Below are 10,134 nucleotides of genomic sequence, written 5' to 3' on the forward strand. Positions count from 1 at the left end.
GCCCCGGCAGCCTCTCGGACGCCGCCCCTGGGAGCGGCTCTCTGTCGCCGCCGCCCGTCCTTGTGCCGGTCATGGTAGCCGCACCCTGCGGCCCACCACACCCTGTCACCGTGATGTCACTGTGCACGTAGCGGAAACGCCCCAGGGGACCAAAAAGTTCCCGGTTTACCGTGCCGCCACACGCTTTTGACCACAGCGAGTCAGCACGTGGTCCTCCGCGACACGGTGCCATATTCACCCGCCGTTGATCCACCGCCTCATGACGGACAGCAGATGATCGGTGTCCACCGGCTTGGTGACGTAGTCCGAGGCGCCCGACTCGATGGACTTCTCCCGGTCGCCCTTCATCGCCTTCGCGGTCAGCGCGATGATCGGCAGCCCCGCGAACTGCGGCATCTTGCGGATCGCCGCCGTCGTCGCGTAGCCGTCCATCTCCGGCATCATGATGTCCATCAGCACCACAGCCGCGTCGTCGTGCTGCTCGAGCACCTCGATGCCCTCACGGCCGTTCTCCGCGTAGAGCACCTGGAGGCCGTGCTGCTCCAGCACGCTGGTCAGCGCGAAGACGTTGCGGATGTCGTCGTCGACGATGAGGACCTTGCGGCCCGCCAGGTCGCTCGCGCCCCCCGCAGCCGCGGCCGGCACCTCCTGGCCCTCCTGAAGAGCCGCCTGGGCCCCGCCAAAGGGCTCCACGGACCGCTCCGCCTCGTCCATCACGCCGCCCTGCTGCTCCGCCGGCGCCCGTCCGGCAACCGCGCCGCCCGACGACTGCGAAGCGGCCGGCTGCGCCTCCGGCGGCAGTTCGGGCTGCGCCTGCCCGCTCGCGTCCCGCAGCCTGCGCCGGTCGGCGAGCGCGTGTGCCGCCTCCTCGGCCGTCAGCTGCGACCCCGGCACCTGCCCCGCCCCGGGCGCCTCGCCGCCGCCTGCGGCCTCGCCAGAGGCGCCGGCGGACGAGCCCGGGGTACCGGCGGACGTGCCCGCCCTGAGCTCGGGCAGGGCCGTCGTGGCCGCTCCGCCGGCCGGCAGCTGCGCGTACCCCTGGGGCGGCAGCTCACTGGGGTGCAGCGGCAGGTAGAGCGTGAACGTCGAGCCGCGGCCCGGCTCGCTCGCCGCGAAGATCTCACCGCCGAGCAGCCGCGCGATCTCCCGGCTGATCGACAGCCCGAGCCCCGTGCCGCCGTACTTGCGGGACGTCGTACCGTCCGCCTGCTTGAACGCCTCGAAGATGACCCGCATCTTGCTCTGCGCGATACCGATACCGGTGTCGGTCACCGAGAAGGCGACCAGCTCCGCGTCCGGGTCCCGCAGCGAACCGTTCTCCAGCATCTGCTCGCGGATCGCGTCCGGCACGTCGGAGCGGGCCGAGCGGATCACCAGCTCGACGGCGCCGCTGTCGGTGAACTTCACCGCGTTGGACAACAGGTTGCGCAGCACCTGCAACAGCCGCTGCTCGTCGGTGTGCAGGGTGGCGGGGAGTTCCGGCGAGACGCTCACCGAGAAGTCCAGGCCCTTCTCGACCGTCAGCGGCCGGAAGGTGGCCTCCACGTAGTCCACCAGCTGCACCAGCGCGATCCGCGTCGGGCTGACGTCCATCCTGCCCGCCTCGACCTTCGACAGGTCGAGGATGTCGTTGATCAGCTGGAGCAGGTCCGAGCCCGCGCCGTGGATCGTCTCGGCGAACTCCACCTGCTTGGGCGTCAGGTTGCTCTCCGCGTTGTCCGCCAGCAGCTTGGCCAGGATCAGCAGCGAGTTGAGCGGGGTGCGCAGCTCGTGCGACATGTTGGCCATGAACTCGGACTTGTAGCGCATGGAGACGGATAGTTGCTCGGCACGCTCTTCCAGAACCTGCCGCGCCTCCTCGATCTCCCGGTTCTTGATCTCGATGTCGCTGTTGGTCTGGGCGAGCTGTTCGGCCTTCTCCTCCAGCGCCGCGTTCGACTCCTGGAGCGCCTTCTGCCGGTTCTCCAGCTCCGCCGAGCGGTCCCGCAGCTGCGAGGTCAGCTCCTGCGACTGCTCCAGCAGCCGCTCGGTGCGCATGTTGACGCTGATGGTGTTGACGCTGGTCGCGATCATCTCCGCGATCTGGTTCAGGAAGTCCTTGTGGATCTGCCCGAACGGCTGGAAGGACGCCAGCTCGATCACGCCGAGCACCGTTCCCTCGAAGATGACCGGGAGCACCACCAGGTGCGCGGGCGGTGCCTCGCCGAGACCGGAGGAAATCTTCAGATACCCCGAGGGGACGTTGCCCATCTCGATGGTGCGCTTCTCCTCGGCGGCCGTCCCGATCAGGGACTCGCCCGGCAGGAAGGAGGTGGGCATGGTGTCCGTCGAGTAGCCGTAGCTGCCCAGCATCCGCAGCTCGTACGAGCCGTTCTCGCCCGGCCCCGCGCCCACGCCCCCGGCGCCCTCGGGCGTGCCCTGGGGAAGGGCGACGAAGAAGGCGCCGTGCTGCGCGGAGACCACGGGAGTCAGCTCGCTCATGATGAGCCCTGCCACGTCCCGCAGGTCGCGGCGGCCCTGCATGAGGCCGGAGATCCGCGCCAGGTTGCCCTTGAGCCAGTCCTGCTCCTGGTTGGTCTGCGTGGTGTCGCGCAGGTTGGCGATCATCGTGTTGATGTAGCCCTGGAGTTCCAGGATCTCGCCGGCCGCGTCCACGTCGATGCGCACGTTGTGGTCGCCCCGGGTCACCGCGGTGGCGACGTCGGCGATCGCCCGCACCTGGCGGGTGAGGTTGGCCGCCATCTCGTTGACGGAGTCGGTCAGGTCCTTCCAGGTGCCCGCCACGCCCGGCACCCGCGCCTGGCCGCCCAACTGGCCCTCGGTACCCACCTCGCGGGCCACCTGGGTGACCTGCTCGGCGAAGGTGGAGAGCTGGTCGACCATCGTGTTGATGGTCGTCTTCAGCTGGAGGATCTCCCCGTTCGCCTCGATGTCGATCTTCTTGGTCAGGTCGCCCTTGGCGATGGCGGTCGTCACCATGGCGATCTGCCGCACCTGGCCGGTCAGGTTGGAGGCCATGGAGTTCACCGACTCCGTCAGGTCCTTCCACGTACCGGCCACGCCCTGGACGCGTGCCTGGCCGCCCAGCACACCGTCCGTGCCGACCTCGCGGGCGACCCTGGTGACCTGTTCGGCGAACGAGGAGAGGGTGGTGACCATCGTGTTGACCGTGTCCGCGAGCTGCGCGACCTCGCCGCTGGCCTCCACGGTCACCTTCTTGGTCAGGTCACCGCCCGCGACCGCCGTGGCGACCTGCGAGATATTGCGCACCTGATTGGTGAGGTTGTTGGCCATGATGTTGACGTTGTCGGTCAGGTCCTTCCAGATACCCGACACGTCACGCACCCGTGCCTGACCGCCCAACTGGCCCTCGGTACCCACCTCGCGGGCCACCCGGGTCACCTGCTCGGCGAACGAGGAGAGCGTGTCCACCATGGTGTTGACCGTGGTCACCAGGGCCAGCACCTCGCCCTTGGCGTCCACCGTGATCTTCTTCGACAGGTCGCCCTGCGCGACCGCCGTCGTGACCTCGGCGATGTTGCGCACCTGGCTGGTCAGGTTGTTCGCCATGAAGTTCACCGACTGCGTGAGGTCCTTCCAGGTGCCCGAGACCCCCTTGACCTCCGCCTGACCGCCCAGAATGCCCTCGGTGCCCACCTCACGGGCCACCCTGGTGACCTCCTCGGCGAACGAGGAGAGCTGGTCGACCATCGTGTTCAGCGTCGTCTTCAGCTCCAGGATCTCGCCCCGGGCGTCCACCTCGATCTTCTGCGACAGGTCACCCCGCGCCACCGCCGTGGCCACCTGCGAGATGTTGCGCACCTGGCCCGTCAGGTTCCCCGCCATGCCGTTGACGGAGTCCGTCAGATCGCGCCAGACACCGGCCACACCCGGCACCTGCGCCTGACCCCCCAGCCGGCCCTCCGTACCGACCTCACGGGCCACCCTGGTGACCTGGTCGGCGAAGGCGGACAGCTGGTCGACCATCGTGTTGATGGTGTTCTTCAGCTCCAGGATCTCGCCCCGGGCGTCCACTTCGATCTTCTGCGACAGGTCGCCCCGCGCCACCGCCGTCGTCACCTGCGCGATCTGCCGGACCTGAGAGGTGAGGTTGTTCGCCATGAAGTTGACGGAGTTCGTCAGGTCCTTCCACGTGCCCGAGACACCGTCCACCCGGGCCTGGCCTCCCAGCCGGCCCTCCGTGCCCACGTCCCTGGCCATCCGGGTGACCTGCTCCGCGAAGGACGAGAGCTGGTCGACCATCGTGTTGACCGTGTTCTTCAGCTGGAGCATCTCGCCGGAGACGTCCACGGTCACCTTCTGCGACAGGTCACCGTTGGCCACAGCCGTCGTCACCTGCGCGATGTTGCGCACCTGGCCCGTCAGGTTGCGGAACGCCGTGTTGACCGAGTCCGTCAGATCCTTCCAGGTGCCTGCCGCGCCCGGCACGGCCGCCTGACCGCCCAGCTCACCCTCGACGCCGATCTCCCGCGCCACGCGGGTCACCTCGGCGCCGAAGGCGGAGAGCTGGTCGACCATCGTGTTGACCGTGTTCTTCAGCTCCAGCATCTCGCCCGCGACGTCCACGGTCACCTTCTGCGACAGGTCACCGTTGGCCACAGCCGTCGTCACCTGCGCGATGTCGCGCACCTGCGCGGTCAGGTTCCGGAACGCCGTGTTGACCGAGTCCGTCAGATCCTTCCAGATCCCCGCGGCGCCCGGCACGGCCGCCTGACCGCCCAGCACCCCGTCGGTGCCCACCTCGCTGGCCGCCCGCGTGACCTCGTCCGCGAGCGTGCGCAGCGTGTCCGTCATCGCGTTGATCGTCTCGGCGAGCTGCGCCACCTCGCCGCGCGCGTTGACGGTGATCTTCTGCGACAGGTCGCCGTTCGCGACCGCCGTCGTCACCTGGGCGATCTCCCGCACCTGAGAGGTGAGGTTGCCCGCCATCAGGTTGACGGAGTCGGTCAGGTCCTTCCACACGCCGGCCACACCCTGCACCCGCGCCTGGCCGCCCAGCTCGCCCTCGACGCCCACCTCACGGGCGACGCGGTTGACCTCGGACTGGAAGGAGGAGAGCTGGTCCACCATCGTGTTGACGGTGTTCTTCAGCTCCAGCATCTCGCCTTCGACATGCACGGTCACCTTGCGTGACAGGTCGCCCTTGGCGACCGCCGTGGTCACCAGCGCGATGTCCCGCACCTGCGCCGTCAGCCGCGACGCCATGGTGTTGACCGAGTCCGTCAGGTCCTTCCACGAGCCGGACATGCCGCGCACCCGCGCCTGACCGCCCAGCTTCCCCTCGGTGCCCACCTCACGGGCGACCCGCGTCACCTCGTCGGTGAACGCCGACAACTGGTCCACCAGGCCGTTCACCGTGCGGCCGACCCGCAGGAACTCGCCGCGCAGCGGATGCCCGCCGCCCTCCGAACCGCGCGAGCGCAGGTCCATGCGCTGCTCCAGGTCACCGTCCGCGACCGCCGTCAGCACCCTGCCGACCTCGGAGACGGGCCACACCAGGTCGTCCACCAGCGCGTTCGCCGCGTCGATCGCCGACGCCCAGGAGCCCTCGCAGGCACCGGTCTGCAACCGCTCTGTGAGTTTCCCCTCACGCCCCACCACACGCCGCACCCGTGACAGCTCACCCGTCAGATGCAGGTTCTGGTCCGCGACCTCGTTGAAGACGGCGGAGATCTCGGCCATCGGCCCCTCGCCCGTGACGGTGAGCCGCCGGCGGAAATTGCCGTCCCGCATCGCCGTGAGCGCGGCAAGCAGCCGGTTCAGTGCGGCGGCGTCGACCTCGACCGTTCCGCTCCTCCGGGACCGTCCGCCCTTCGCGCGCGTGTTGCCGCTACGCGCGGTTGCGCCAGACTCCACTGCCCCTCCTGCGGGTCGACCGTCCTAGCCCGGGCCGTTGTACTCCGAGCCTTCCCAGTGTTTCACCCTGTCCGAACCCGGCGATAACAGTTCGGCAGCATGGCATACCGCACTTCGTCGCGGGCCGCCCGGGGAAAACACCGGCATCCGGCAGCCACGCGCCAGGGATACGTAAGTAACCTGGCACCCGGCTGTCCGTTCACCCCCATACCGGCGGGTGCTCCGCCGGGTCCGCCGGGTAGGGGACTGGAGGCAGGGGGCAGCGGTGTGAGTACGACGGGCGACGGAGGGGCGCTGCGGTGACGCAGGAACAAAGCGCCGAGCGTGCGGGCTCTCCCACGGGGGCCCCGCCGGGGGCCGGTGTCTCACAGGACAGCCCGAGGGAAGATGCGAGCACCGTCGCGGCCCTGGCCGCGCAGCGCACACCAGTGCGCCTGGCCGACAGGACGTCCATGGGGAGACCAGTGATCACCGCGCGAGCCGCCGCCACCTTCGAACCGGTCGGCCGCTCCGTCGCCACCGCCCGCGGCTTCGTGCGCGACACCCTCCAGGGGTGGGGCCTGGGCGACATCGTCGACGACGCCGTCGTGCTGACCAGCGAGCTGGTCACCAACGCCGTGGTGCACGCCGGTACGGCCGCCGAGGTGCTGTGCCTGCGCGACGAGGACGGCGTACGCGTCGAGGTCGTGGACCGCTACCCCGAACGCGAGCTGCCGCTCCAGGAAACCCACCCGCAGCCCGCGGGGCCCGACCGCGAAGGAGGCCGCGGCCTGCTGCTGTGCGCCGCCCTCGCCACCCGCTGGGGAGTCGACTACACAGCCGAGGACAAACGCGTCTGGTTCCGCCTCGACCTGCCCGAACGCCCGGTCGGCACCCGCACAGCAGGACCCGCGCTCCCCGACACCGCACTCCCGGTCACCGACACCCGCATCCGCGTCGCCGTGATCCAGGTGGACCGCAGCGGCTCCATCAGCTCCTGGAACGAGGACGCCACCGACCTGTTCGACTACCCCGCCGAGCAGGTCGTCGGCAAACCACTCACCGACTTCGCCGCCTGGCCCCACACCCCCGGCACGGGGACAGGCATCGCCGAAGCCCTGCGCCTCTCCCGCTGGGAGGGCTCCTACGGCATGCGGGGCTCCGACGGCAGGACCATCCCCGTCTACGCCTCCCACCTGCGCGTACGGGACAGCGACGGCGAGCCCTCCACCGTCTGCCTGCTGGTCCGCGAACAGGAACGCGCCATCCTGCAGTCCCCGCCCCGCCTGCCCGCGCACGACAGCACCGGCACCGCCACGGACTCCCAGGAGCAGTCCTCCGCCGACCCGTTCGAGGTCTTCATCGGCTCCCCCGCCCCCGACGACCTCGACGGGCTCCTACAGCGCACCGTGGAGCGCGCCCGCGACATGCTCGACGGCGACGCCGCCTACCTGCTGCTCGCCACCGACGACGAGACGGAGCTGGAGGTCCGCGCCTCCACAGGACTGCCCTCGGCACGCCAGCGCTTCGCCCGCGTCCCCGTGGAGACCGGCAGCGGCCGCTACGGATCGGCCCGGATGCCCTCCGTCCACGAGGACCTGACCGTCGTCCCCGGCGCCGCTCCCCTGCTCGACGGCACCGGCATGCGCTCCGTCGTCACCGTCCCCCTCAAGGTCGAGGGACGGCTCACCGGCTCCCTCGGAGTCGCCACCGAGGGCGCGGGACGCTACACCAACGAGGAAGCGCTGCGCCTCCAGTTCGCCGCCGACCGCATCGCGCTGGCCGTCGAACGCGCCCGCCTCACCGAGTTGGAACGGCTGCGCCGCGGCTCCCTCTCCTTCCTCGTCGAGGCCTCCGACCTGCTGGCCGGCACCCTCGACCGCGACCAGACCCTCGCCCTCATGGCCCAGATGACGGTGCCCACCCTGGCCACCTGGTGCGCCGTCTACACCGTCGCCGACCAGGGCTCGGAGCCCAAGCTCTCCTACGTCCTGCACGAGGACGAGGACCGCATCGACAACCTCAAGGCCCTGCTCGCAAAGGTGGAGCCGCCCGAGCCCGTGCCCACCCCGGGCGCCCGCGTGTGGACCGCGCCGTCCGACGCCGCCCACTCGGCCGCGCTGCGCACCTCCCTGCGCAACGTCACGCTCAGCGGCGAGGACCACCACCTCTCCTCCGGCACCACTCTCGCGACGGCGGCGGCCGTCGGCGGGGAGACCGTCATCCTGCCCCTGGTGGCCCGCAACCGCGTCATCGGCATGCTGACCCTCGGCAAACCCACCGACGAACGCTTCCGCCAGGAGATCCTGGAACTGGCCGAGGACCTCTCCCGCAGGGCCGCGCTCGCCCTGGACAACGCCCGCCTGTACTCGGAGCGCACCGCCATCAGCCAGTCGCTCCAGCGCAGCCTCCTGCCACCCGACCTGCCCGAGGTGGAAGGCGGTATCGAGCGCGAGGTCATCTACCGGGCGGCCGGCGAGGGCAACGAGGTCGGCGGCGACTTCTACGACCTGTTCGAGATCGCGGACGGCACCTACGGCTTCGCCATCGGCGACGTCTGCGGCACGGGCCCCGAGGCCGCCGCCGTCACCGGACTGGCCCGGCACGCGCTCCGCCTCCTGGCCCGCGAGGGGCTCGGCGGCCCCATGGTGCTCCAGCGCCTCAACGCCGCCATCCTCGAAGAAGGCGCGCGCAGCCGCTTCCTCACCCTCCTGTACGGGGAAATGCGCCCGCAGGAGGACGGCAGCGCCGAGCTGAAGGTCGTGTGCGCGGGGCACCCCCTGCCGCTACGGCTGCGCCAGGACGGCACCGTCGAGCCGGCCGCGGATCCCCAGCCTCTCCTGGGCGTCATCGAGGACCTCGAACTGTACGAGCAGACCGTCACGCTCGACCCCGGTGACGTCCTGCTCTGTGTCACGGACGGCGTCACCGAACGCCGCGAGGGCACGCGCATGCTCGGCGACGACGGCCTGGCCGACGTTCTCGCCACCTGTACGGGTCTGAACGCGGGAGCCGTCGCCGCGCGCATCATGCGCGCCGTGGAGCGCTTCGCGAGCGACGCGCCCTCCGACGACATGGCCATCCTGGCCATGCGGGTCCCGGAGTAATCCGTCCCCGGCCTGGCGGCCGCCCCGGAAAGCCAAAGGCCCCCGTCACCCGACGGGGGCCTTTCACCTACTCACGGAGAGCCCCAAAACGGAATCGAACCGTTGACCTTCTCCTTACCATGGAGACGCTCTGCCGACTGAGCTATTGGGGCGCGGTCAGCGGTAAAGATCTTACCCCATGTGCTGCTCTGCCCACGACCGGCTGACATACGACGCGGACCCCGACGGAACCGCTCGCGAGCCTCGGCCGAGTGAACTCCACACGCACGGCGGCGTTATAAGGCGCGTTCACGCATGAGGCCGCCGAGGGCATTGCACGCCGACACCACTTGATGCAGCTCGCGCTTACTCATGGCCGAGGAAAGCGGCAACGCGAGGCATTCCTCCGCCGCACGCTCCGCGACGGGCAATCGCCCTACCGCCCGGAACTCCGGCATCCAGTGCGCGGGGGTCTTCACCGGTACCTGGCACTCCACTCCCCGTGCCCGCAGCGCCTGTTTGAACGCGTCCCGGTCGGGCCGCCCGTTCCCGGGAACCCGCACCACGTACCGCGTGACGGCGTGCTCCCCGCCGTCCGCGATGGCCGGCGCCACCACCCCCCTGAGTCGTCGGCCGAGGTATGCGGCGTACTGCCGCCGCCGCACCGCGTCCAACGCGTCGGCACGCGCCATCGGCTCCCACTCGACGACGGGCACGCAACGATCCTGTGCGACCTCTCGCAGCGCCACCATGTCCGCACCACGGCCGAAGAGGTGGACGGGAACGACGGCCGCCGTCCGGGGCGTCAGCACCTCAGCCACGGACGAGGGCGCGAGGCAGTACGTCTCGGCGTCGATGTCGGCGAAGACAGGCCGCGCTCCGAGCTCGCGCACCGCCCCGGCGACATCGGCTCCGCCGAAGGACGGCACCACGACCTCGCTACCGGCCCGGACACCCGCTGCGGTCAACTGTGGTGAACCCATGCCCGGATGATGTCCGCGCAACATGAACTGCCGGTGACCACGCACAAAAAAGTCGTGGTCCCTGAACTGACGCTCAGAGACCACGACTTCACATGGAGTTCGGCGGCGTCCTACTCTCCCACACGCTCCCGCATGCAGTACCATCGGCGCTGAAAGGCTTAGCTTCCGGGTTCGGAATGTAACCGGGCGTTTCCCTCACGCTATGACCA

Annotated in this window: 3 protein-coding genes, 1 tRNA gene and 1 rRNA gene; 1 reads left to right on the forward strand and 4 read right to left on the reverse strand. The window is 70.0% G+C overall.

All coding sequences use genetic code 11. The features are described from left to right. Nucleotides 1-234: 234 nt before the first annotated feature. A complete protein-coding gene (locus tag DQ392_RS33595) occupies nucleotides 235-5,877 on the reverse strand; it encodes a HAMP domain-containing protein (protein WP_181856683.1) in 5,643 nt (1,880 codons plus the stop codon). A 452-nt stretch (nucleotides 5,878-6,329) separates the two neighbouring features. Between DQ392_RS33595 and DQ392_RS33600 the strand changes: the two genes are divergently transcribed. After that, nucleotides 6,330-8,963 carry a SpoIIE family protein phosphatase gene (locus DQ392_RS33600; protein ID WP_245982304.1) on the forward strand — a complete coding sequence of 878 codons (2,634 nt, stop codon included), beginning with the start codon at nucleotides 6,330-6,332 and terminating at the stop codon, nucleotides 8,961-8,963. A 79-nt stretch (nucleotides 8,964-9,042) separates the two neighbouring features. Here the strand turns inward: DQ392_RS33600 and DQ392_RS33605 are convergent. The 3 genes from DQ392_RS33605 to rrf all read right to left on the reverse strand — a co-directional run. After that, a tRNA-Thr gene (locus tag DQ392_RS33605) sits at nucleotides 9,043-9,115 on the reverse strand. Nucleotides 9,116-9,238: 123 nt separating this feature from the next. Beyond that, nucleotides 9,239-9,925 (reverse strand): DegT/DnrJ/EryC1/StrS family aminotransferase, encoded by a 687-nt coding sequence (locus tag DQ392_RS33610; protein ID WP_114019497.1) that lies wholly within the window; start codon nucleotides 9,923-9,925, stop codon nucleotides 9,239-9,241. A 97-nt stretch (nucleotides 9,926-10,022) separates the two neighbouring features. Next, nucleotides 10,023-10,134, reverse strand: a 5S ribosomal RNA gene (gene rrf / locus DQ392_RS33615); the annotation flags it as partial.

It is taken from the genome of Streptomyces reniochalinae, from assembly GCF_003323735.1.
Lineage (GTDB): Bacteria > Actinomycetota > Actinomycetes > Streptomycetales > Streptomycetaceae > Streptomyces > Streptomyces reniochalinae.